Source organism: Streptomyces sp. NPDC111656 (genome assembly GCF_055656965.1).
In genome coordinates, this window is the sequence record NZ_JBVKCA010000001.1 from 603,863 (window position 1) to 625,951 (window position 22,089).

Annotated in this window: 24 protein-coding genes; 13 read left to right on the forward strand and 11 right to left on the reverse strand. The window is 69.2% G+C overall.

What is annotated here, in order from left to right:
* Positions 1–69 precede the first annotated feature (69 nt).
* A complete protein-coding gene (locus ACZ7M3_RS02795) occupies positions 70–741 on the forward strand; it encodes a TetR/AcrR family transcriptional regulator (protein ID WP_472060136.1) in 672 nt (223 codons plus the stop codon).
* Between the two features lie 196 nt (positions 742–937).
* Here ACZ7M3_RS02795 and ACZ7M3_RS02800 read toward each other — a convergent pair whose 3' ends face one another.
* The 5 genes from ACZ7M3_RS02800 to ACZ7M3_RS02820 form a co-directional block, all read right to left on the reverse strand.
* Positions 938–1,363, reverse strand: a complete 426-nt coding sequence (locus ACZ7M3_RS02800) for a PTS-dependent dihydroxyacetone kinase phosphotransferase subunit DhaM (protein ID WP_472060138.1) — start codon at positions 1,361–1,363, stop codon at positions 938–940.
* Complete coding sequence (dhaL, locus tag ACZ7M3_RS02805; RefSeq protein WP_472060140.1) at positions 1,356–1,955, reverse strand: dihydroxyacetone kinase subunit DhaL; 600 nt, start codon at positions 1,953–1,955, stop codon at positions 1,356–1,358. The genes ACZ7M3_RS02800 and dhaL overlap by 8 nt, the downstream gene beginning before the upstream one ends.
* Before the next feature lie 68 nt (positions 1,956–2,023).
* Positions 2,024–3,016: a dihydroxyacetone kinase subunit DhaK gene (gene dhaK, locus ACZ7M3_RS02810; protein WP_351300033.1), complete on the reverse strand. Its 993-nt coding sequence runs from the start codon at positions 3,014–3,016 to the stop codon at positions 2,024–2,026.
* 933 nt (positions 3,017–3,949) lie between these two features.
* Complete coding sequence (gene rpiA / locus ACZ7M3_RS02815; protein WP_472060142.1) at positions 3,950–4,603, reverse strand: ribose 5-phosphate isomerase A; 654 nt, start codon at positions 4,601–4,603, stop codon at positions 3,950–3,952.
* A 66-nt stretch (positions 4,604–4,669) separates the two neighbouring features.
* On the reverse strand, positions 4,670–5,473 hold the full coding sequence (locus tag ACZ7M3_RS02820) for a Cof-type HAD-IIB family hydrolase (RefSeq protein ID WP_472060144.1): 804 nt from the start codon (positions 5,471–5,473) through the stop codon (positions 4,670–4,672).
* Positions 5,474–5,834: 361 nt separating this feature from the next.
* Between ACZ7M3_RS02820 and ppgK the strand changes: the two genes are divergently transcribed.
* Positions 5,835–6,608 (forward strand): polyphosphate--glucose phosphotransferase, encoded by a 774-nt coding sequence (gene ppgK / locus ACZ7M3_RS02825; RefSeq protein WP_472060146.1) that lies wholly within the window; start codon positions 5,835–5,837, stop codon positions 6,606–6,608.
* Positions 6,609–6,644: 36 nt separating this feature from the next.
* On the opposite strand, the gene ACZ7M3_RS02830 is transcribed toward ppgK, so the two are convergent.
* The gene (locus ACZ7M3_RS02830) at positions 6,645–6,977 is read right to left on the reverse strand and encodes a hypothetical protein (protein ID WP_472060148.1); all 333 of its coding nucleotides are present in this window, start codon (positions 6,975–6,977) and stop codon (positions 6,645–6,647) included.
* 257 nt (positions 6,978–7,234) lie between these two features.
* On the opposite strand from ACZ7M3_RS02830, the gene ACZ7M3_RS02835 reads away from it, so the two are divergent.
* From ACZ7M3_RS02835 to zwf, 4 genes are read left to right on the forward strand one after another with little or no spacing between them, the layout of a single operon-like run.
* Entirely contained in the window at positions 7,235–7,345 is a 111-nt protein-coding gene (locus tag ACZ7M3_RS02835) for a hypothetical protein (protein ID WP_351300172.1), read from the forward strand.
* A gap of 10 nt (positions 7,346–7,355) precedes the next feature.
* Positions 7,356–8,387 carry a phosphogluconate dehydrogenase (NAD(+)-dependent, decarboxylating) gene (gnd, locus tag ACZ7M3_RS02840; protein ID WP_472060150.1) on the forward strand — a complete coding sequence of 344 codons (1,032 nt, stop codon included), beginning with the start codon at positions 7,356–7,358 and terminating at the stop codon, positions 8,385–8,387.
* Positions 8,388–8,392: 5 nt separating this feature from the next.
* Positions 8,393–9,085 (forward strand): 6-phosphogluconolactonase, encoded by a 693-nt coding sequence (gene pgl, locus ACZ7M3_RS02845; protein ID WP_472060152.1) that lies wholly within the window; start codon positions 8,393–8,395, stop codon positions 9,083–9,085.
* A 48-nt stretch (positions 9,086–9,133) separates the two neighbouring features.
* Positions 9,134–10,543, forward strand: coding sequence for a glucose-6-phosphate dehydrogenase (gene zwf, locus ACZ7M3_RS02850; RefSeq protein ID WP_472060154.1), 1,410 nt, complete (start codon positions 9,134–9,136; stop codon positions 10,541–10,543).
* A gap of 881 nt (positions 10,544–11,424) precedes the next feature.
* On the opposite strand, the gene ACZ7M3_RS02855 is transcribed toward zwf, so the two are convergent.
* Positions 11,425–12,372: a GlxA family transcriptional regulator gene (locus ACZ7M3_RS02855; RefSeq protein WP_472060156.1), complete on the reverse strand. Its 948-nt coding sequence runs from the start codon at positions 12,370–12,372 to the stop codon at positions 11,425–11,427.
* A gap of 287 nt (positions 12,373–12,659) precedes the next feature.
* Between ACZ7M3_RS02855 and ACZ7M3_RS02860 the strand changes: the two genes are divergently transcribed.
* The 5 genes from ACZ7M3_RS02860 to ACZ7M3_RS02880 all read left to right on the forward strand — a co-directional run bounded on the left by ACZ7M3_RS02860 (position 12,660) and on the right by ACZ7M3_RS02880 (position 16,075).
* The gene (locus ACZ7M3_RS02860; RefSeq protein WP_472060158.1) at positions 12,660–13,460 is read left to right on the forward strand and encodes an alpha/beta fold hydrolase; all 801 of its coding nucleotides are present in this window, start codon (positions 12,660–12,662) and stop codon (positions 13,458–13,460) included.
* A gap of 153 nt (positions 13,461–13,613) precedes the next feature.
* Complete coding sequence (locus tag ACZ7M3_RS02865; protein ID WP_472060160.1) at positions 13,614–14,663, forward strand: nuclear transport factor 2 family protein; 1,050 nt, start codon at positions 13,614–13,616, stop codon at positions 14,661–14,663.
* Positions 14,664–14,704: 41 nt separating this feature from the next.
* Positions 14,705–15,106, forward strand: a complete 402-nt coding sequence (locus tag ACZ7M3_RS02870) for a hypothetical protein (protein ID WP_472060162.1) — start codon at positions 14,705–14,707, stop codon at positions 15,104–15,106.
* Between the two features lie 365 nt (positions 15,107–15,471).
* Positions 15,472–15,837 (forward strand): hypothetical protein, encoded by a 366-nt coding sequence (locus tag ACZ7M3_RS02875; RefSeq protein WP_393023081.1) that lies wholly within the window; start codon positions 15,472–15,474, stop codon positions 15,835–15,837.
* Between the two features lie 76 nt (positions 15,838–15,913).
* Complete coding sequence (locus ACZ7M3_RS02880; RefSeq protein WP_472060164.1) at positions 15,914–16,075, forward strand: hypothetical protein; 162 nt, start codon at positions 15,914–15,916, stop codon at positions 16,073–16,075.
* 33 nt (positions 16,076–16,108) lie between these two features.
* On the opposite strand, the gene ACZ7M3_RS02885 is transcribed toward ACZ7M3_RS02880, so the two are convergent.
* The 3 genes from ACZ7M3_RS02885 to ACZ7M3_RS02895 form a co-directional block, all read right to left on the reverse strand.
* Entirely contained in the window at positions 16,109–17,011 is a 903-nt protein-coding gene (locus ACZ7M3_RS02885) for an SAM-dependent methyltransferase (RefSeq protein ID WP_472060166.1), read from the reverse strand.
* Positions 17,012–17,676: 665 nt separating this feature from the next.
* A complete protein-coding gene (locus ACZ7M3_RS02890) occupies positions 17,677–18,555 on the reverse strand; it encodes an SAM-dependent methyltransferase (protein WP_472060168.1) in 879 nt (292 codons plus the stop codon).
* 107 nt (positions 18,556–18,662) lie between these two features.
* The gene (locus tag ACZ7M3_RS02895; RefSeq protein ID WP_472060170.1) at positions 18,663–19,184 is read right to left on the reverse strand and encodes a Rossmann-fold NAD(P)-binding domain-containing protein; all 522 of its coding nucleotides are present in this window, start codon (positions 19,182–19,184) and stop codon (positions 18,663–18,665) included.
* Positions 19,185–19,296: 112 nt separating this feature from the next.
* Between ACZ7M3_RS02895 and ACZ7M3_RS02900 the strand changes: the two genes are divergently transcribed.
* Together ACZ7M3_RS02900 and ACZ7M3_RS02905 are read left to right on the forward strand one after the other, a co-directional pair.
* A complete protein-coding gene (locus ACZ7M3_RS02900) occupies positions 19,297–19,764 on the forward strand; it encodes a GtrA domain-containing protein (protein WP_472060172.1) in 468 nt (155 codons plus the stop codon).
* Positions 19,765–20,257: 493 nt separating this feature from the next.
* Positions 20,258–20,476, forward strand: coding sequence for a hypothetical protein (locus ACZ7M3_RS02905; protein ID WP_472060174.1), 219 nt, complete (start codon positions 20,258–20,260; stop codon positions 20,474–20,476).
* A gap of 375 nt (positions 20,477–20,851) precedes the next feature.
* On the opposite strand, the gene ACZ7M3_RS02910 is transcribed toward ACZ7M3_RS02905, so the two are convergent.
* Complete coding sequence (locus ACZ7M3_RS02910) at positions 20,852–21,826, reverse strand: NAD(P)-dependent alcohol dehydrogenase (protein ID WP_472060176.1); 975 nt, start codon at positions 21,824–21,826, stop codon at positions 20,852–20,854.
* Between the last annotated feature and the right edge of the window lie 263 nt (positions 21,827–22,089).

The window sequence follows — 22,089 nt, forward strand, 5'->3', positions numbered from 1 at the left end:
TTTCGAGATCGTTAGAATCGCGGCAGCCCAGGGCGGTAGTCGCCCGTCGTCGAGTCGAGGGAGTCGCCAGTGCCGGACGGCGCGATCACCGAACCCCCCGGCCGGGGCCGGGGACATGGCCGTACGGGTCGGCCGCCGCTGACCGAGCGGCGCAAGGCCGAGATCCGGCTGGAGATCGCCCGCGCCGCGGTGGAACTGTTCGTCACCCAAGGGGTGGCCGCGACCACCGGGGAGCAGATCGGGCAGGCCGTCGGGGTCTCCGCGCGGACCGTGTGGCGTTACTTTCCGAGCAAGGAAAGCTGCGTGAGCCCGCTGTTCGCGGCCGGGATCGACGCGATAGCCGCCTCGCTGCGGGAATGGCGCCCCGGCCGGCCGCTCGAGGACGCCCTGGAACGGGCGGCCACGACCGGTGACCCCTCGATGCCCCGACCGCACCTCCCCAAGATCCGTGCGCTGATGAGACTGACCCGGACCGAGCCGGGCCTGCGCGCCGTCTGGCTCCAGGCGCACGACGAGGCCGAGCCGGCCTTCGCCCGCGCCCTCGCCGACCGGGCCGGCCTGCCCGCCGTCGACCTGCGCTCGGAGATCCAGGCCGCCATGCTCAACAGCGCCCTGCGCACGGCGGTCGAGCACTACGCGTGGCGCACGGACGAGGAGCAGCCCGACCCCGTGGTGGCGGAGGCCGAACTGGTGTCGACCGTACGCTCGGCCCTCGCCATCGTCGCGGAAGGGCTCGCCTGAGGGCCGGGCCGGACGCCGGCCGACCGCGGTCGACGCCCGGCCCCCGAGGCCTCGTGCCCCAGCGCTCAGACCTTCCGACCCCGCGCTCAGGCCTCCCGGCCCGGGCGATCACACTGTCCGGCCTCGAGCTCAGGCCTCCCGGCCCGGGCGATCACACCTTCCGGCCCCGCGCACTCTCACGCTCCAGCCCCTGCCCTCACGCCTTCCGGTAGGTGTACGCCTCCGCGGCCGCCGCCTCGACCGCCGCGAGGTCGGCTCCCGTCGAGGCCGTGACGACCGCGGCCACCGCGCCCTCGACGAAGGGCGCGTCCACCAGGCGGCTGTTGTCGGGGAGCTCGTCCCCCTCCGCCAGCAGGGCCTTCACGGTGAGGACCGCGCTGCCCAGGTCGGTGAGCAAGGCGACCCCCGCGCCGCGGTCCACCGCGGCGGCCGCCGCGGAGATCAGCTCGGCGCTGGTGCCGAGACCGCCGTCCACCGTGCCGCCGGCCGCGGCGACGGGAGCGGTCGTGTCGCCGCCCGCGAGTCCCGTCGCCAGCTCGGCGACCGAGGCGGCGACGGCGGCGCTGTGGGAGACCAGCACGATGCCGACGAACTGGTGCGTGCTGCCCGGGGATTCACTCATCGCGGGCCTCCACGAGCGCGGCGATCAGCAGGGACGAGGACGTGGCACCCGGATCCTGGTGCCCGATGCTGCGCTCGCCCAGATAGCTGGCCCGGCCCTTGCGGGCCTGGAGCGGTGTCGTCGCGACGGCGCCCTCCTCGGCGGCCGTCTTCGCCGCGGCGAAGGACTCGGCGAGCGCGTCCACCGCGGGCACCAGCGCGTCGATCATGGTCTTGTCGCCGGGCGCGGCTCCGCCCAGCGCCATCACCGCGTCCACGCCCGCGCGCAACGCGTCCGTGAACTGTTCCTCGGTGACCTCCGCGGCGTCCCCGAGGGCCTTGCCCGTACTGCGGAGCAGGGTGCCGTACAAGGGCCCCGACGCGCCGCCGACCGTGGAGATCAGCCGGCGTCCGGCGAGGGTGAGAACGGCGCCGGGGGTGTCCGGCGCCTCCTTCTCCAGCGAGGTCACCACGGCGGTGAAGCCGCGCTGCAGATTACTGCCGTGGTCGGCGTCGCCGATCGGCGAGTCCAGAGCGGTGAGCCGCTCCGCCTCGCGGTCCACGGACGCGGCGGTCGCCGTCATCCAACGGCGGAAGAACTCGGCGTCGAGCACAGAATCTCCTTGCGTGGTACGTACGTTGACCGGGCGGGAGGGCGACATCATGCCGATGCCGCCGGGTTTCACACGCCCCAGCGCAACGCGGGCGTCTTCACCGGCGCGTCCCACAGCCGCAGCAGTTCCTCGTCCACCTGGCACAGCGTCACCGAGGCGCCCGCCATGTCCAGCGAGGTGACGTAGTTCCCGACCAGCGTGCGGGCCACGGGCACCCCGCGCTCGGTGAGCACCCGGTTCACCTCCGCGTGGAACCCGTACAGCTCCAGGAGCGGCGTCGCGCCCATGCCGTTGACCAGCAGCAGGACGGGATTGCGCGGGTTCAGGTCCTCCAGGATCGCGTTGACCGAGAAGTCGGCGATCTCGTGCGAGGTCATCATCGCGCGCCGCTCCCGGCCCGGCTCGCCGTGGATGCCGACGCCGAGCTCCAGCTCCCCCGGCGGGAGGTCGAAGGTGGGGCTTCCCTTGGCCGGCGTGGTGCAGGCGCTCAGTGCGACACCGAAGCTGCGGGAGTTCTCGTTGACCTGCCGGGCCAGCGCCTGCACCCGATCCAGCGGTGCGGCCTCCTCGGCCGCGGCGCCCGCGATCTTCTCCACAAACAGGGTCGCGCCGGTGCCGCGCCGTCCGGCGGTGTACAGACTGTCGGTGACGGCGACGTCGTCGTTGACGAGGACCTTCGCCACTCGGATTCCCTCGTCCTCGGCGAGCTCGGCCGCCATGTCGAAGTTGAGCACGTCCCCCGTGTAGTTCTTCACGATGAACAGCACGCCCGCGCCGCTGTTCACGGCCGCCGCCGCGCGCAGCATCTGGTCCGGCACCGGTGACGTGAAGACCTCGCCCGGACAGGCCGCCGACAGCATCCCGGGGCCCACGAAACCACCGTGCAACGGTTCGTGCCCCGACCCGCCGCCGGAGACGAGTCCCACCCTGCCGGGCACCGGGACGTCCCGCCGTACGATCACCCGGTTGTCCACATCCACCGTCAGCTCGGGATGCGCGGCCGCCATACCCCGCAGCGCGTCCGCGACCACCGTCTCCGCCACGTTGATGAGCATCTTCATGGGTACCTCCTGGTGAGACTGACAGGTGAGCCCCTGACCTCTATTTCTGCAGGTCAGACCACATTGGGCCAGTAAATGATCTTGGCGGTTCGTGCTGGTCGGAATCGGGTTCCGGCGGTGCTGATGCTGACCTGTTGCTGACTTTGGTGACAGGTGTCAGACATGGCTGGCATGCGTACGGATCGACCCGAGAAGCCTGCTCCGGGAAGGGTCGGCGCTGGGGATGCGGTGATCATCTGTGCGGATGCGAACGGAAACGTCTGCGGCCGGCCGGCTGGCGTGCGAAGCCCGCCCTCGGGGTGGACTGTGGAGACACTGTCCGACGGAGTGTTCATCGGAGGCGCGGAGGGCTCCGGCGCGAGTGTAGTAAGCACTTCGTGTCTCGATCCCAGGCTCGGGCGTGTTCCCCATTCCATGCAGGCCCGGTGGTGGAGAAGTCTGCTGCGGCCCGCTGAACCGAGCATCCCCGAAATTCTGGCTGGCTGCCAGATGTCGTGAGGGGGTCGGAGGGGGCGGTGGCTGCAGCCCTGGCGGGGTCGTATTCGATGGAGGGATCGTCGCGTGGTGGAACTTCATCGGGCGTTGGTTGTCCTGCGGTCATGCTTGTGGAGCGGGCATCCGTGAGACGTGGTGGGTGCCCCCTGGGTAGGAGGGCCCCAGAGGGAGGAGCGCGTCTCGTGGTGGGCGACTCGGGTAAGACGACGATCGCCGAACAGCGCGTAGACCGCCGCGACATGGCTTCCCAGGCCGTAGCGCGCCGCGTGGAACCCCGTGCAGGCCACCGGCGCCACCGGCGCCACCCGCGCCGAACGACGCACCGCCCGCAGGCCCGGATCACGGGCCCTCAGCCACTGCAGCCCACCGCCGAAGGGCACCCGTGGCCTCCTCGTTCATCCGGCACAGCGCACGCCCACCCCCACACCAAATATCCTCTCAGGCACGGGACTTGGCATGATTGTGGTGCTCGACCGAGTTGCCGCGGGCGACGAATACGTCGGCGACCAGCGTCGGAGGGAACAGGCCGTGCTCGACGACGCCGGGGGTGGCGCCGAGCAGCGCCGCCAGGCCCGCGAGGTCGTCGACGGCACCGAGGTAGTCCGCGATGACGCCGCCGTCGGGGCTGCGTGGCGCGTCGCGCAGGGAGACCGGGTGGAGCAGGCGCATGGTCGCGGCCAGCCCGAACTCGAGCAGCTCGAGCGGGACCGGCGGGCGCAGCGCGGTCACTCGTTTGCTCGAGTCGGCGATCACGACGAAGCGGTCGGCGGCCGCCGCGACAATCTTCTCCCTGGTGTGCGCGGCGCCGCCGCCCTTGACGAGCCAGCCGTCCGGCGCGATCTGGTCCGCACCGTCGATCGCGATGTCGAAGCGGTCGATGCTGCCGAACGGTTCCACCCGCAGATCGAGCATCAGGGCCGCCTCCTCGGTCTGCGGCGATGTCGCGACACACCGCAGTGACAAACCGCGGCGGGCCAGCGCAGGCAGGAGGTAGGCGACGGTCGAGCCGGTGCCGAGGCCGACGGTCATGCCGTCCTCTACCAGCTCGGCGGCGGCCTCGGCGGCACGTTGCTTCTCATGGTCGACGCTCACGGTCCTCCTCCTTGGGCCAGGTCTCAGGCTGAGGGCGGCCAGGTCCGGGCAGTGCGGTGACGCGGGTCATAGGATGAACTGCTCGACCGCGTTCGCGAAGCCCTCCTCCTCGTTGCTCGTTGTCACCTGCCTCGCCGCGCGCTGGACCTCGTGGCTGGCGTTGCCCATCGCGATGGACAGTCCCGAGTGGGCGAACATCAGTACGTCGTTGGGCATGTCGCCGATCGTGGCGATCTGTTCGGGGGAAATCTGGAGCTTGGCGGACCAGTACTTGACGACACCGCCCTTGTTGGCCTGCGGCTGGGTCACATCGAGGTAGTAGGGCTGCGAGCGGGCGGCCGAGACATGCTCGCCGAACTGCGCGCGAGCTGCGACCGCGGCCGCCTCGACGACCTGGTGGTCATCGCTGACCCCGACGACCTTGGCGGTGCCCTCCTCGAGCCCGTCGAAGCCGGGAACGAGCGTGGGCGCGAACTGCACCGTCCAGCTCTCGCGATCCACGTGCGGCCCCTTCAAGTCGCGGACGTACCAGTCGGCACCCCGGTAGATCCAGACGCTGAGGCCGAACGACTCCATCAGTGCGACGACCGGGGCCACCACGTCCGCGGGAATGACCTGCTGTTCGACAACGGTCATATCCGGGTTGACGATGAGGCCACCGTTGAAGGCGGCGAGTTCAGTGGTCAGCGCCAAGGGCTCGATGATCATGGACATGCCGCGGGGTGGTCTCCCGCTGGTCACCGCGAAGAGGACGCCGGCGTCGTAGAGCTTGTGGACCGCACGGACGGCGCGGTCGGTGAGGACCTTGTCGCTCGTGACCAAAGTGCCGTCGACATCGGCAAGAAGCAGTCGGATCGGGCGGGTTGGCATCACGCCTCCGTAAGCTCTGGTCGCGGCCGGTCCGGGTGGGAAGAGGCAGCGGCTCATGGATGCGGGGGACCTGTGGGACGGGTTCCCAGTCGGCTTGATTTCCGAAAGTTGCCGGAGGATACCGTCGCGGCCGGCATGATTCGCAGTCGCGTTCCTCTCGAACAGAGGGGAAGGCCAATGCCCTTGAGGGCGCGCAATGCTTGGATTTACCCCTTGGGCTTCGATGTAACCCTGTAAGAGTGATGTGGCGAATATAAGGGACATGTGCGAGCGTTAGGGATTACATGGCAAAGCTCTTACGGGGCCTGACGTCCAAAATTCACACAACACATTTTGGGCCGACCCCTGAGGGGAGCGGGCAGTGGCGCAGGCAAGTCTGGACCAGACGGCCCACGTGCTGGGGATCGACATCGGCGGAACCGGAATCAAGGGAGCGCCGGTCGACCTCGAGCTCGGCAGCCTCATCGGTGAGCGGGTCCGGATCCCGACCCCGCATCCGGCGACCCCGGGGGCAGTCGCGGACGTGGTCGTGCAGGTGCTCTCCCAGATCGGCGTCCCAGGACCGGTCGGGCTGACGCTCCCGGCAGTCATCCGGGGCGGCAAGGTCCAGACGACGGCCAATATCGACCCGGCCTGGATGGAGACGGACGCGGCCCAGCTCTTCGCGCGAGCGACCGGCCGCGACGTGACGGTAGTGAACGACGCCGACGCGGCCGGGATCGCCGAGATGCGCTTCGGCGCCGGCAAGGGACGCAAGGGCGTCGTCGTGATGGTGACGCTCGGCACCGGTATCGGCAGCGCCGTCTTCTCCGACGGATACCTGGTGCCCAACAGCGAGCTGGGGCACCTGCCGCTGCACCACGAGGATGCCGAGGACTGGGCCGCGGAGTCGGTGCGCGAGCACGACGACCTGTCCTGGAAGAAATGGGCGCACCGTCTGGAGACATATCTCGAGCTCGTCCAGCGGCTGCTGTGGCCCGACCTGATTGTCATCGGCGGCGGCGTCAGCAAAAAGGCCGACAAGTTCCTGCCGCACATCGAGCTCAGGACCGAGATCGTACCGGCGCAGCTGTTGAACGATGCGGGAATTGTCGGCGCGGCGCTCTTCGCCCCGGCCGGGAAAGCTCAACCCTAGTCTGCCGCCCTCGATATGAGCGCAGGGGCAGCACCTTCAGGGAGGCTCGCGTTGAGCGAAAAAGACCTGGAAACACTTTCCGTCGACACGATCCGCACTCTGTGGATGGACGCCCTCCAGGCAGCCGACTCCGGCCATCCGGGGACGCTGCACGCCCACGACACGCAGCGAACGGTGGCGGCCGCCAAGGCGCTGCACGCCAGGGCCGACCGGCGCAACCTCTACATCGCCGAACGGCGCAACCTCTTCATCAAGGTGACGCTGCTGTTCCTCTTCATCAAGGTGATGCTGCTGTTCTCGGCAGACCGCTACCGGGTCGCGGCCGACGCCCGCCTGCGTGGCGTCGAGCGCCAGGTGCAGGCCGGCCACGACGCCGCTGTCGCCGTCGGCCTCGACGTGTACCGGGCGTACCGCGAAGTGATGGGCTCGCGGCGCTTCCAGCGGCTGGAGAATGCCGGCGCGCGCATGCGGCGGCTGCTCCGGGCCGGCACGAGGACGAAGGACTCGGCCTGCTCACCCCGTACCGGCTCGGCACGCTGGTCGCGCTCGACGAGCACAGCGTGTTCACCCGGGGGACGATCTGAGGGATCGACTCTTTCGACCAGTGGGGCGTCGAGCTCGGCAAGGTGCTTGCTGTCGCGATCAGCCCGGAGCTCGAGAGCGCGATCGACCCTGAACTCGTCCACGGCTCGTCCACGAACGCGCTGATCCGGCACTACCGCACGCTCAAGGACTAGGAGGCGCCACATGGCGACAGACAAGCCCATGCAGGTCGGGATGATCGGTCTCGGCCGGATGGGGGCGAACCTGGTGCGTCGGCTGATGCGAGACGGCCACCGTTGCGTCGTGTCCGACGTCAACGCGGCCGCCGTCGCCGAACTGGCCGGCGAGGGCGCGACGGGCGCGGACTCACCCCGGGACTTCGTCGCGAAACTGGACAAGCCACGGGTCGTATGGCTCATGCTTCCGGCCGCGATCGTCGACTCCATCCTCGACCAGCTCGAGCCGTTGCTGGAGCCCGGCGACATCCTGATCGACGGCGGCAACTCCTACTACCGCGACGACATCACACGCGCCAAGCGTCTTGCCGACAAGTCGCTGCACTACGTCGACTGCGGGACCAGCGGTGGGGTCTGGGGCCTGGAGCGCGGCTACTGCCTGATGATCGGCGGCGAGGACGAGGTCGTGGCCCATCTGGACCCGATCTTCAAGACGATCGCTCCCGGTGAGGGCTGTGCCGAGCCGACGCCGAGCCGGACCCGGACCGACGGCACCGCCCCGCTCGGGTACCTGCACTGCGGGCCGAACGGCGCCGGGCACTTCGTGAAGATGGTCCACAACGGGGTCGAGTACGGGATGATGGCCGCGATCGCCGAGGGCCTCAGCATCATCAAGAGCGCGGACGCCGGCAAAGGCCGGCAAGAGGTCGACGCGGAGACGACGCCCCTGCGCGATGCGTGGGCCTACCAGTACGACATCGACGTCGGCGAGGTGGCCGAGGTCTGGCGGCGCGGCTCGGTCGTCGGCTCGTGGCTGGTCGACCTGATCGCCGACGCCTTCGCCGGCTCGCCCTCCCTCGACGGCTTCGCCGGGCGGGTCTCCGACTCCGGGGAAGGCCGCTGGACCGTCCTCGCCGCGGTGGACGAAGGCGTCCCGGCACCGGTCATCACCACCTCGCTCTACGAACGCTTCGAGTCCAGGCAGGCCGGGGAGTTCACCGACAAGATCCTCTCGGCGATGCGCTCGGAGTTCGGCGGGCACGCCGAAAAGAAGGGCTGAGGGCTGTGCATCACGAGCTCCAAGTCGTCGCCGACCCCGACGCGGTCGCCGACACCGCGGCGGCGTTCGTGGCGCGGCTGGCCCGGGCCTGCGTGCAAGCCCACGGCCGATTCACGTTCGCCGTCAGCGGGGGGCACACGCCATGGGCGATGTTCGCGCGGCTCGCACATGAGCACGTCCCCTGGGAGCACGTGGCGCTGTTCCAGGTCGACGAGCGGGTCGCGCCCGACGGCGACCCGGACCGCAACCTCACCCATCTGCGGGAGAGCCTCGGTGCGGCCCCGGCCGAGGTCATCGCGATGCCCGTGAACGACGCCGACCTCGACGCGGCGGCCGCCGCCTACGGGCGGTCGCTGCCCGAGCGTTTCGACCTCGTTCACCTGGGTCTCGGCCCGGACGGGCACACCGCCTCGCTGGTGCCACGGGACCCGGTGCTCGAAGTCTCGGACCGGCTGGTGGCCCTGACGGCGCCCTACATGGGCCACCAGCGCATGACACTCACCTATCCTGCGCTCGCCCGCGCCCAGCAAGTGCTCTGGCTCATCACCGGAGCGGACAAGCGCGAACCGCTCTCCAGGCTCGTCGCGGGAGACCGGTCGATTCCCGCCGGCCGGGTCGAGGCGGCGGCGTCGCTCGTCCTCGCGGACGCGGCGGCCGGCCAGGGCCCGGATCGCGCAGGCCCCCAGTCGCCAGCATGACCATGACGCCCGACCCTGTTGCCGTACCGGCCCCGTGAGGGGGATCAGATGGCTTTGAACTCGTCGAACGTTCCCGCAGACGTGCTGGTCATTTTCGGGATCACTGGCGACCTGGCGCGAAAGATGACGTTTCGCTCGCTCTATCGGCTTGAGCGACGCAAGCTGCTGACCTGCCCGATCGTCGGAGTGGCACGCGACGGCTGGTCCGACGACGCGCTGCGTGACCACGCCCGCGCGGCGATCAAGGCAACGGGCGAGCCGCTCGACGACACCGTCTTTGCCCGGTTCGCCGCCCGACTCAGCTATGTGCAGGGCGATTACACCGACGAGGAGACGTTCCATCGCCTCGCCCGGGCGATCAACGGCAGTCGGCGCCCCGTCTTCTACCTGGAGATCCCGCCGTCGCTGTTTGCCCGGGTGGTCGGGGGCCTGGCAGGCGCTGGGCTGACCAAGGGCGCCCGGGTGGTCGTGGAGAAACCATTCGGGCATGACCTCGCGTCGGCGCGCGCCCTCAACGCCGAGTTGCGTCAGCTCCTCGACGAGGATCAGCTGCTGAGGATCGACCACTTCCTCGGCAAAGAGCCGGCGATGGACATCCTGTTCCTTCGGTTCGCCAACTCCGTGTTCGAGCCGGTGTGGAACCGCGACCACGTTTCCTGCGTGCAGATCACCATGGCCGAGGACTTCGGGGTCGAGGACCGCGGCCACTTCTACGACCCGGTCGGCGCCCTGCGCGACGTCGTGCAGAACCATCTGCTGCAGTTGCTCGCCCTGGTGGCGTCCGAGCCGCCATCAGCCGCCGATGCGGACGCGCTGCGAGACCGCCGGGTCGATGTGTTCCGGGCGATCCCCGACGCCGACCCGGCCCACTACGTCCGCGGGCAGTACGAGGGGTACCTGCAGGTCCCCGGCGTGCGGCCGCGCTCGCGCACCGAGACCTTCGTCGGGTTGCGGCTGGAGGTCGAGAACTGGCGCTGGTCCGGGGTGCCGTTCTTCATCCGCGCCGGCAAGTCGCTTCCCGAGCGAGTGACCGAGATCCGGATCGTGTTCAAGCGCCCGCCGCGGCTTGCGTTCGCGGCGCGGTTCGCGCCCGAGCCCGACCAGTGGATCCTGCGGATCGATCCGAACCCTGGCATGGACTTCCGCATCCAGGCCAAGCAGCCGGGCAAGCAGGACACGCAACTGGTGGACCTTGACCTCCTCTTCGCGGCCGCGCTGGGTGAGGCACCCGAACCGTACGAGCGCCTGCTCAGTGACGCGATGCAAGGCAACGCGAGCCTGTTCACCCGGGAGGACTCGGTGGAGGAGACGTGGCGAATCGTCCAGCCACTGCTGGAGGCGCCCGGCGACCCCGAGCGCTACCGGCAGGGGACCTGGGGACCGGCGGGCGCGAGCAAGCTCGTCGCCGGATATCCGCGATGGCACGAACCATGGCTGCCGGCGAGGTCTCCCGACTGACACAGCCGCGGCCCCGGCCCCGGTGAACCGCCGGTCGCGCCCCCTCATCTCGGTGTCGGCAACATCTCGGTGTCGGCAACTCGACCGGCGCCTTTTACAGTGACGGGGCTGGTGGCAGCAGCTGTGTGAACGGTCCCGGCGTCACCGGGGGACGCACCCTGCCCGGCCATGGCACCCGACCAGGCGATCAGGACGATCCCCTGTACCAGTCTCCCGTCGGGGACGCCGAATACCGCGGCCAAGTGGTGCTGCAGTGAGCGGAGTTCACGGTGGAGCCCGGTGGACCGCCCGACATCGAGCTGAGGCTGGGCGGACGGGTCGGGTACCCCGGGGGCGGCCCGAAGCCGACGCGGCGTTCGACCCGGTGTCGGTGGCCGTCGTCCTGCCCCACGACCACGACCTGCTCCCAGCCTGTCCGAGGACGGAACGCCGCTCGTCTGACACACCCTCGGGGTCGACACGCGCCGACATCCTCCCGCCACTCGTACGTGAACCGCCTGGCCGACCGCCGCGAGGAGATCGGCACCTTCCTCAGCAAGACTCTTCCGGCGAATGCCTCCGAGGGCTCCACATCAGACGGCACAGCCTGACCGCGCAAGCCGTCGAAGCCAAGGCCGACACCCTGCTGCGCGAAGCCGAGGACGGACCGCAGGCCACCGTCTCCGCCCTCACCCGCCACCTGCACATCCACGAAGACCACATCCGTCGCCTCACCACGGAGAACGCATTCCTGCGTGCAGCCCTGGAAGCCCACAGCGACGTCGCCATCATCCGCCCCACGGCACAGCAATCCGAGGCGTGACGGCGCAACAGCACGCCTGGCGAGCAGGCCGCGCGCCTGGGTCGACGGACTGTGTGATCGCGCTGTCTGGCCTTCGCTGTCAGGCGGCCTGGTGCTGGAAGGTGCGGCGATAGGCCGTGGGCGTGACACCGAGGGCGTCACGGAATCGGGCGCGCATGTTGGCGCCGCTGCCGAGGCCGCACCGGGTGGCGATCTGTTCCACCTGGAGGTCGGTGGTCTCCAGGAGTTCTCGCGCGCGGTTGATGCGGGCGGTCAGGAGCCATTGGTGGGGGCTGACGCCGGTTTCCTGGCGCCATAGGCGGGTCAGGGTGCGTGGGGAGACGCCGGCATGGTCGGCGAGATGGGGGATGGTGAGGTCGTCTTCGAGGTGGAGCAGGGCCCGTTCGCGGGTGTCGGCGAGCGTGGTGGCCTGGGGGGTGGGGAGGGTCCTGTTGATGTATTGGGCCTGTCCGCCGTCGCGGTGTGGGGCGGCGACGATGTCCCTGGCGATGTCGTTCGCGACGGCCGCGCCGAGGTCTTTGCGGACCATGTGCAGACACAGGTCGATGCCGGCCGTGAACCCCGCGGAGGTCAGGATGGTGTCGTTGTCGATGTAGAGGACGTTGCGGTCGACGCGCAGCCGGGGGTAGAGCTCTTCGAGGTCGTCCGCCTTGGCCCAGTGGGTGGTGACGGTGCGGCCGTCGAGCAGCCCGGCCGAGGCGACGGCGAAGGCGCCGGTGCAGATGGAGGCGATGCGGATTCCGGCGCGGCCGGCGAGCTTGAGCGCGGCCCTCACCCGTGGGAGCGGAGGGCGCCGGAAGTCCTCGAAGCCCGGGACGATGATCGTGTCCGCTTCGGCGAGCGCCTCCAGACCCGCGGTCAGCCCGAGGGTGAATCCGGAACTCGTGGTCACGGCCTCCTCGGTGTCGCCGCACACGGTGAGCTCGTAGGGGGTGTTCGAACGGGCGTTGAAGATCTGCGTGGGGATCCCCAGATCCATGGGCAGCACGCCGTCCACCGCCAGGACCATGACCCGATGCTTGTTCATGGCCGCAATATTACGTCTGATACCCATGCCGCAGGGAGGCCAGGGAGCCGCCATGCCCTGACTCAGGGATGTTCCCCGGGAAAATCCCCTGATCAAGCCGCTGATCGTGCGACCGGAAAGTAAGGGCCCACCCGCAGTCCTGTCCCAAAAGATGCGGATGGTGGCAGATGAGCCGTGGCCTGGAAGGGAGGTTCCGGAGCAGGATCTAAGAGCGAGCGCGGGGCAGCCGACTCCACACATCGGTGGAGCGGTCCCAGAGCCCCGGTCGTGGACGAGGAGAACTGATCATGACCGCGCAGAATGTGGTGGGCCGCTTCTTCGACGTGCGGGGCGGTCAGGTGTACGCCCACGTCCGCGAGGGTGACGGCCCGGCGCTTGTCTTCCTGCACTACTGGGGAGGCTCACGGCGCACCTGGATCCCGGTGCTGCAGCGTCTGGATCCCGGGCAGGGCTTCGTGGCCTACGACCAGCGTGGATGGGGCGACTCCACGAGCGTGCCGGGACCCTATGACCTGGAGCAGCTCGCGGACGACGCGCAGCGCGTCGTCGACGCCCTCGGGCACTCCGGCTACGTGCTGGTCGGGCATTCCATGGGCGGCAAGGTGGCTCAGCTGCTGGCCGCACGCAAGCCCGCCGGTCTGAGGGGAGTCGTCCTCGTGGCGCCCGCGCCACCCGCGCCGATCGGGGTGAGCGAGCAGGTGCAGGAGACGGTTTCCCACGCCTACGACAACGAGGAGGCCGTTCTACAGAGCATCGACCTGATGCTGACCCGCGGCGGGCTGACTCCCGAGCTGCGCCGACAGGTGGTCGAGGACAGTCTGCGCGGCGGCGACAAGGCCCGTCTCGAGTGGCCGCGCCAGGGCCTGGTCCAGGACGTGTCGGCCGGCGTCTCGGCCATCGAGGTACCGGTGCTGGTTCTCGCCGGCAGCCACGACAAGGTCGACCCGCCGACCGTGCTCGCCGACCACCTGCTGCCGCTGATCCCGACCGCCACGCTGACCGTCCTGAAGGACACCGGCCACCTCTCGCCCCTTGAAGTGCCCGACCAAGTGGCCGCGCACATCGCCGCGTTCGTCGCCCAGCTGTAAGCACAGCACTCCAGCCGCACATCCCCCCGTGCGGCGACCGGCTGTCACGCCACGTGCCGTGCAGCCGCACCCCATACCCGGCACGCGTGAGCGTGCCGCCCGGCCACCGTGCCGATCTGCCCCGGACCGGGGCCCAAAAGAAGGAGACACATCATGACCACCGACGCACAGCTGTCCGTCTTCGAGCAGCTCGACCTCCCCGACACGAGCCTCACCCGGGACACATTCGCCTTTGCGGCACAGGCCACGCCTGCCTTCATCCACGATCACTGCGTCCGCAGCTACGTGTTCGCCCGCGCCCATGCCCAGAACCAGGGCCTGCGCGCCGGTACCGACTACGACGACGAACTGCTGTTCGTCAGCTGTGTCCTGCACGACCTGGGACTGAGCGAGGAGGGCAGCAACGGCGACCAGCGTTTCGAGGTCGACGGCGCCGACCTCGCCGCGGCGTTCCTCCGCGAGCGCGGTGTCGAGGAAGAGCGTATCGCCGTCGCCTGGGACGCCATCGCTCTGCACACCACGGAAGGCATCGCCTCGCGGAAGGGCACGGAGGTGGCGTTGGCCCACTTGGGTATCGCCACCGACATCCTCGGAATCCAGCGTGAGAGCCTTCCGGCCGGCCTCGCCGACGAAGTGCACGCCCTGCTGCCGCGTCAGGACCTGGCCCACGGGTTCAGCGACCTCATCATCACCCAGGCCGTGGCCAAGCCCCACAAGGCGTCCCCGACGACCTTCATCGGCGACCTGCTGCGTCGCCACCTGCCCTACGGCGCCTATCCCACCTGGTACGACCTGATCGACGCGGCCGGCTGGGGCGACAAGCCGGTCGGCGTCACCGCCCGGCGCCGCGCCGAGACACCCCAGCAGTTGGGGAGCTTGTACATGGAGTACCTGGAGGCCGGTGACGTCGAGGGACTGGTGTCGCTCTACGAGCCGAACGCCCACTTCGTCCCCACCCCCGGAACCCACCTGGTGGGCACGGACGCCATCCGCCAGGCCATGCAGCAGATGGTCGACAGCGGCGCCCGCCTCAAGCTCGAAATGCGCGACATCCGACAGGTCGACGACGTCGCCCTGGTGTCGAACACCGCCACCCTCACCGGGGCCGGACCGGAGCCGGTGGTCACCACCACCACCGAGATCCTCCGACGCCAGCCGGGCGGCGGCTGGGTCCACGTCGTGGACGACCCGTTCTTCAACTGACCGCGTCGGGCGGCCTGGGCACGGAGGGCGTTGCCGTTCCCGTGTCCGGTCGGCACGCCGTCAATGCCCATCTGCTGCTGGGCAGGAAGCCGATCATCGTCGACGCCGGAACACCCGGCAGCGACCGGCTGGTCAACAACGGCCTGGCGACGCGAGCGACCGGGCGGCCGCCCCGGTTCACCGCGGTGGCACCCGGTGTCGCGGCCACCGCCCTCATCCGCCGACGGGAAGAGCAACGGGGCGAGGCCCGGTTGCTGGTGCACCAGTTGATGGACGCTTACCGCGAGGCATCCCGGATCAGCCACCCCGACATGCTGGTCGAACTGCTCAGCGACCGCACCGACGTCATCGCTGCGCTACCGCGGCCGACCGCCGAGGCGCGCCGCGAAGTAGGGACGGATCCAGCGGCAGGGCGCGGGCGTGGCGCACCGGGTGGTCTATGACCGTACGGCGGTGGCCCGGCCGGGCCACCCGAGCGACGACATCCTGCCCAGCGTCCGGGCCGGCCTCCTCGCGGCTTGCCGCGGCTGGCTGTGACCATGACCGCCGCACCCGAGTGCAGGGCGGTCTCGGCGGGAACTCACGTCGTTACGAACCGCTGACGAAGCCACCAGGTTCTGTTCTCACGAACCTTGTCCATGGGAACACCTTGCCCACCAGCGTAAATGAAGTCTGGACGAAATGAGGAAACAAGTTCCATTTCTCTTCGCCTCCTTTGGCTTATTTCAACTCGTTGGTGCAGTTGACTTGCCTCAGGAAATCTCAATAGCGTGCACATGACCAAACTTGCGATAGGGGGAACTGACCCGTGCACAGAAAAGCGATCAGCCTGTTCTTTGGAGCCGCGACCATCGCCGGCACCGTCGCCATGGGTGGTGCGGCCGAGGCGGCGACGCCCCACTCGACAACAGCGGACGTGACGCACCACGTCGTCTGGCAGTCGGGCAAAGTAAGTCCGAGGCATGTCCCGAACCACGGCTTCAACACGTACTCCTTCAACGGGGTTTCCTGGCGTGCAACGGTCACCGTCGATTACGGCCGCAGCGGGGCATGGACGCACTGCAGTGATGGCACGGACATCCACGGCCCGCTGCAGGGGCCCGGTTTCTGGGACTTCGGGGGCAGCTGCAGCGGTCACGGCACCATCACTCAGTACGGCTGGTATGACGGCTGATGATTCTTCCGGAGGCGCAGCGGAATACTGACTGCACCGAATAGACGGCAATGGTGGGGTACCGGAATCTGATTCATTGCCCGGTACACCGTCACCCGTCCAGGCCCACGCCGAATTTCGCGTTTCCCTTTTCCCCGCCCACCCGGAGCTGGAACTGGCCTCGGCCGAGCGCGAGTTGGCCGGCACCTTGCACCAGGGCGCGGCCCTGCTGGGCATCGGGACGCCCGAGCGCCTCTGACCGATCCCTGGTCGAGGCCTGACCCAACCTTGATCAGGCCTTGCGACCCATCGCCGCGTAGATGTTGATGTCCGCTTCCGTGGCGTCGTTGATGTCGTGGAAGCGGATCATCTCGATGGCGTCGAGGGTCGCGAGGTGGGCGGGGTCGGCCTGTTCGGGGGAAGGGGCCGCGCCGTCGGGGCGCCAGCGGTGGACCGGGACGACACCAGGCTCCTCCAGTACGAGCCCGGCCTCCGTGAAGAACCGCTCGACGTCCCGCTTCGAGCGCAGCACGAAGGTGAAACCACGCTCGGTGTACGTCCGTCGCACCGCGCCGATGGCCTCGGGGTTGACGTCCTCGGTGAGATGGCTGAGGACGAGCCGGCTGCCCGACGGCAACGCGTCCACCAGCTCACGCACGGCCCGGTAGGCCTCCTCGTCCTCGACGAAGTGCAGGACGGCCGCGAGCACGAGCGCGACCGGCTGGTCGAAGTCCAGGGTCTTGGCAGCCTGTTCGAGGATCCGAGCAGGCTGCTTGAGGTCCGCGTCGATGTAGTCCGTACGGCCCTCGGAGCCGTTGGTGAGCAGGGCGTACACCTGGGCCAGGATCACCGGGTCGTTGTCGACGTACACGACCCGCGAGTCCGGGCTGATCCGCTGGGCGATCTGATGGACGTTCTCCTGCGTCGGCAGCCCCGTGCCGATGTCCAGGAACTGCCGGACGCCGTCCTGCGCCGTCAGCGTGGTCACCGCCCGGCGCAAGAAGTCCCGGTTGTGCCGGATGTCGAGGTAACCCCGCGGGTTGGCGGCGAGTGCCGCTGCGGCCGCGGCCCGGTCGACCGGGTAGTTGTCCGTGCCCCCGAGAAACAGGTCGTAGACGCGCGCCGGGTGCGCCTTGGCGATGTTGACCCGCCATCTCAGCACGGCGGCGTCCTGGCCCAAAGCATCACCGAACATAAAGCTTCTCCCCGGAAAGCCGCGCTATTCAAGAGCAAACAACCTAGCCCCCAGGGGGAGTTGATCGGGGACGGGTCGACAAGACCTTCACGTACGGAGGCCACGCCACTCGCACCACACGACCTTTCCGGGATGTCTCCCCGGAGACTCCTCCGGACGGCTCCTGAGGTACTCGCCCCCTGACGACGCCGACTCCCGGCGCATGACCGCCGCGCACACGCACGCCGCCGGCACGGCCGTACCCTCGGCGATCGCGCCGCGCACCCCGTGCATGGCACGTGCCGGCTGCGCCTGGCATCCGTCCCCGCCGGGCGGCCGGGCGGGAAACTCTCGGAAGGCACCGAGCGGGCCCCCGCCGCGTTCCCCGGCGTCCGCAAACCGGCGCTCCGCGCCCTGTACGACTGGACCAGCGATGGATGCGCCTCGACTGCGTCGCGCATCGGCCGGGCGGCCTCGACGACCAGGCCGGCCGGGTCATCGAGCTGCCAGTCCAGGTATCGCACGGCGCCCTGTCGCTACCTGCGGCGTGGGCATTCATTGGTGGGGCAGCCGACCCAGGACCGTCCCGCGCACTGAGCGGATCCGTTCGCCCTTGGGCCGGAGACGGCTCAACGGCGAACGGAAGATGGTGCAGTAGCACCGATCCAGGTGCGGGCTTCGTGAGATCAGCGGAGACGGCAGATCATCTCCGTCGGAGCAAGGAGACCTTCCTCGATGTTCTGGAGCACCTTGGCGACCTTGGTCGATGCGTCGGTGCCCATCGCCACGCTGTTCGGGGCAGGAGGCGTGTCCCCGCCCGCGGGGTTGTGCGGCGTGCTGTTCCGGTGGTGCGCGTCGCCCGCGTCACGAAGCGACTGGACGGCTTGCGAGCGGTGATCGTGCTCGGCGACGATGTCGAACCCGGCCTTGCGCAGCAGCGAGCGGTATTCCTGGGGGCGGGCCAGGAAGCTGTGTTCGGGCTCCGAGGCCCACGGCAGTGGGTAGCTGACGAGGGTGGGATCGCCGAGGAGCATGACGTCGCACACGATGAAGAGGCCGTTGTCGGTCAGGACGCGGCTGATCTCGTTGAACAGGCGGGCCTTGTCCTCGACGTTCATGCCCACGTGCAGCATCCAGGCCCGGTCGAAGCTCGCCTGGGGAAAGGGCAGTGCGGTCACGTCCCCCTGCTGGAAGCGGACCCGGTCGGCGAGGCCCACGCGGTCGGTGAGCCGGCGCGCGACGTCGACGTACTCCTCGGTCAGGTCCACGCCGGTGACATCGGCGCCTGCGTGCTGGGCCAGATGGCGGGCCGGGCCGCCCAGGCCGCTTCCCACGTCAAGGACACGCAGGCCCGCCCTCAGTTCCAGGTGTTCGGCCAGTTCTCGCGTCGCCGCATGGCCGCCGATGTGGAACTCGTCCACGCCATGAAGGTCGTCGGTGGCGAGCGTCGTATGCCCCGGGTGGAGGCGGTCGAGCGCTTCGTCGATCTTCCGGTGCAGGTCGCCTTGCCGGTCATGGCGTGTTGCGGCGGACGGCTGCTGTGGGGACGGCTGCTGTGCGGTCACGGGAACGTCCTTCCGGTCATGGGTGATCGAAGCGCGGCTGAGGGTTCTGAGTGGCCTGAGTGGCTTTGGACCGTGGTGGCGAAGACGGCGGATTCCGGGGTGTTGTCCTAGTCGTGATCGGTGGCGAGGGCGACGTGCCGCCAGGCGTCCATCTCCTTGCGGAAGGTGTCCAGTTTGGCGTCGAAGGCTTGCAGGGTGTCGGCTCCGAGGGGGAGGCGTAGGGGCGGCTCAGGAGCGGCGGCCATCTCGACTATGGCGTCCGCGGCCTTGACCGGGTCGCCGGGCTGGGCGTGGTTCAGGCTCGCGGCGGCTGCACGCATCGCGCCGGCGGTGGGTGCGTAGTCGTCGATCGTGGCGGGGCCGGTGTGCAGGCTGGCGGGGTCGAGGAAGTCGGTGCGGAAGAAGCCCGGTTCCACGAGCGTCACGTGGATGCCGAGGGGGGCCAGTTCGGTGTGGAGGGTCTCGGCTCTGCGGCCCTCCCGGCGGGCAGAGCGGGGCGGTGGCCTCGACGGTGACGGTGGTCCAGCCGGCCGGCACGGTCGGCTCGGGGCGCTCCCCAACTCCAGCCCGTTGGGCAGCTGATCACGGTCGAGGCGGGCGACGGCGTGTCGCCGCACCGGTTTCAGCACCGCCGACACCCCTGAGATCGCTCTGAAACCGCGCTGAATGAGGGGTCGGCCACGCTCTGCGCCATGACGACGACGACCCCGCCCAGGGGCAGCAGACCGGGAGGGGATCACCATGAACGGCCTGCGACTGATCCGTCGGCACGCGGCGGCCTTCGGGCGCTTCGCCGGGCTGGGCAGCGGGGTCACCCTGGCTGCCTCGGCGGCCCTGGTCCTGCTGTCGCAGTGGATCCCGTGGATGGCGGCGAACGCGCTGACCACCGTGGCCTCCACCGTGGTCGCCACCGAGTTGCACGCCCGCGTCTCGTTCGGCCACGGACGGCCCGGTCTGGTCGGCCACCTGAAGAGCGCGGCCACGATGGCCCTCGGCTGGCTGGTCACGTCCGCGGCGGTCGGCTCGCTGGCCGTGCTCCGTCCCGGTGCCGGACTCGTCCTGCAGCAGACGGTGTACCTGTCGGCCACCGCGCTCGTCGGGATCGGTCGCTATCTCGTGTTGCGTCTGGCCGTGTTCGCGGAGCGCGCCCCAAGGCCCCGGACCGGCGGCGGCGTCCGGTTGCGGGCCGCGTACGACGCGGCGGCGTGAGGGCCGGCAGGGAAAGTACGGGCGGCCCGGGGTCGGGGCGGGCGGCGCGTCCCTCGGGGGTCGGCAGTAGCGGATGGACGTGCGGGCCGGCCGTCGGCCTCGTGGGTCGACGGCGAGGCGGGACACGTCGGCCCGTTCCGCAAGGCGGCGGCTGTCAGGGGGGGATCAGGTCGCGGGTGTCGGCGAAGGCCGTGAGCGGGGGAGGGGCTACGAGCCCCGCTGGCCCGCGTCGATCGGGTTGACTGGACCAGATCAACTGACACGACACCGGACATCCAGACTTCCTGGGCCGGATCCGCTGAGACTTTCAGTGACCCAGCGTCTCAACTGAACTGGTCGCCGCGTTGCAGGGCCTGCGACTTCGCGTCCTTCCTCCTGCGGTAGTGCCGGCCCAAACTCCTCTCGGGCACCGTCGAAACGATGGTCGGAGCGATGGCGCGCAGCCGATAGCCATGTCCTTTCCATCGACCGGTTCAGGCATAGGGGGAATGACATGCGCAAAATCTTGCGCGGCATCACCGCGTTGGCGACCGCGGCGACCGCCGTCGTGGCGATGTGCGGCGCGGCGCAGGCGAAGCCCGCTGAAGGCGACTGGAATGGTTGCCCGTACGGGGCCGTCTGCATCTGGGGCCAGGACCGCAACCCGTACCTCGACCCCCACCCGACCAACGTGTACCGGAGCTACGGCGCCCACAACCTGAGCAACCAGTAGGGCGACCACTACGTCTTCAACAACCAGTACGGCGGCGCCAGCGTGAGCCTGTGCCCGGGCTACAACGGCGTTGGCTGCCATGTGGCGCTCGGGATGCAGGAAATCGGGAGCTTCAACCTGACGCCCTACAACTCGGTCACCCTCAACCGGTAACCCATCCACGCTGCGGAGATGCAGAAATGCGCGCTCGATGCGTACCTGTCGCGCCGTCTCAGCGTCAGCAATCGGGAGACTTGGGTGCTGTGGTGCGTCACAGTCGGTAAAGGCCGTCAGAGCTGCCCCTGGCCGGCATGGCTGTCTGCTGACTGGTCCACGTGTCGGGAGGAGTGAGAAAGAGGGGGCGGCCGCAGGTGCATGCTGGGCCTCAGCGGTCCGTCACACGGTGATGACGACCTTCGAGCGCGCGTGCTCCACTTCGAGGTACCGAATGGCCTCGGGCACTTCACTCAACGGGTAGGTCCGGTCGATGACCGGGGTGAGTTTCCCAGACTCGGCGAGTTCTCTCAGCGCTGCCAAGTTCTCCTTGCTCGGCGTCGCCGTGAGGATGAGCAGCCGATGGCGGACAAAGTGTGACATCACTTGCCCCTTGAGGATAAGACCCATCGGCCCGACAACACTCCCGCCTTCGGATACGCCCCCACCCGAGAGAACGAGCCTCCCCGTGGGTGTCAGCGCGCGTCGGCATTCGGTCAACGAATGGTTTCCCACCAGGTCGAACACGACGTCGTACCGCCGTCCGTTCCGGGTGAAGTCTTCCCGGGTGTAGTCGATGAGATGATCCGCGCCCAGCGACCGGATCAGTTCCATGTTTCTCGTACTGCACACGCCGGTCACTTCCGCGCCGAACGCCTTGGCGATCTGTACGGCGAAGGTGCCTACACCGCCTGACGCACCATTAACCAGTACCTGCTGTCCCGGCTGTACCCGTCCCAGGTCGCGCAAGCCCATCAGCGCGGTGTTCCCCGCCAGCGGCACCGCGGCCGCCTGCTGGAACGACAGGCCGGCTGGTTTCGGCTCCACCACGTTGTCCTGGACACACACGTACTCGGCAAATGCTCCGTCGACCTCGCCGAATACCTCGTCACCGGGACGGAACCGCTTCACGTTCCTGCCCACCGCTTCCACCCGACCCGCGAAGTCCGTGCCCCGGATCTTCGTCCTTGGGCCGCTCAACCCGAGCACCAGGCGCGCCAGGTACGGGTCGCCCCGCATGAGGTGCCAGTCGCGGGCGTTGACCGCGGCCGCGTGGACTCGAACCAGTACCGTATCGTCGGCGACGACCGGCTTGTCGACCTCCCTGAGTTCCAAGACGTCAGGTGAGCCGTACCGGTCCTGGGCGATCGCCTTCATCGGGCCTCCAGTGCATACGAGTTCGATGCGGATGGGATCGGCTGACCGGAAGTTCAGCACTACTCATGACGGTAGGCGAGCGACCTCGGTGCGGGCATCGGGGCAAATCCCTAGGTGACGCACAGAACCAGGCGGCGACGGGGGGCTGGTCCATGTCTCTCGTCGAACTCGTGGGCAACGGTGAGGAGCTCTCCGCCTCGTGGAGGAACGTTGATGGTTCTGGCAGAGGGGCCTCCGATCCTCCGGGACGCTCCGACTGCTGA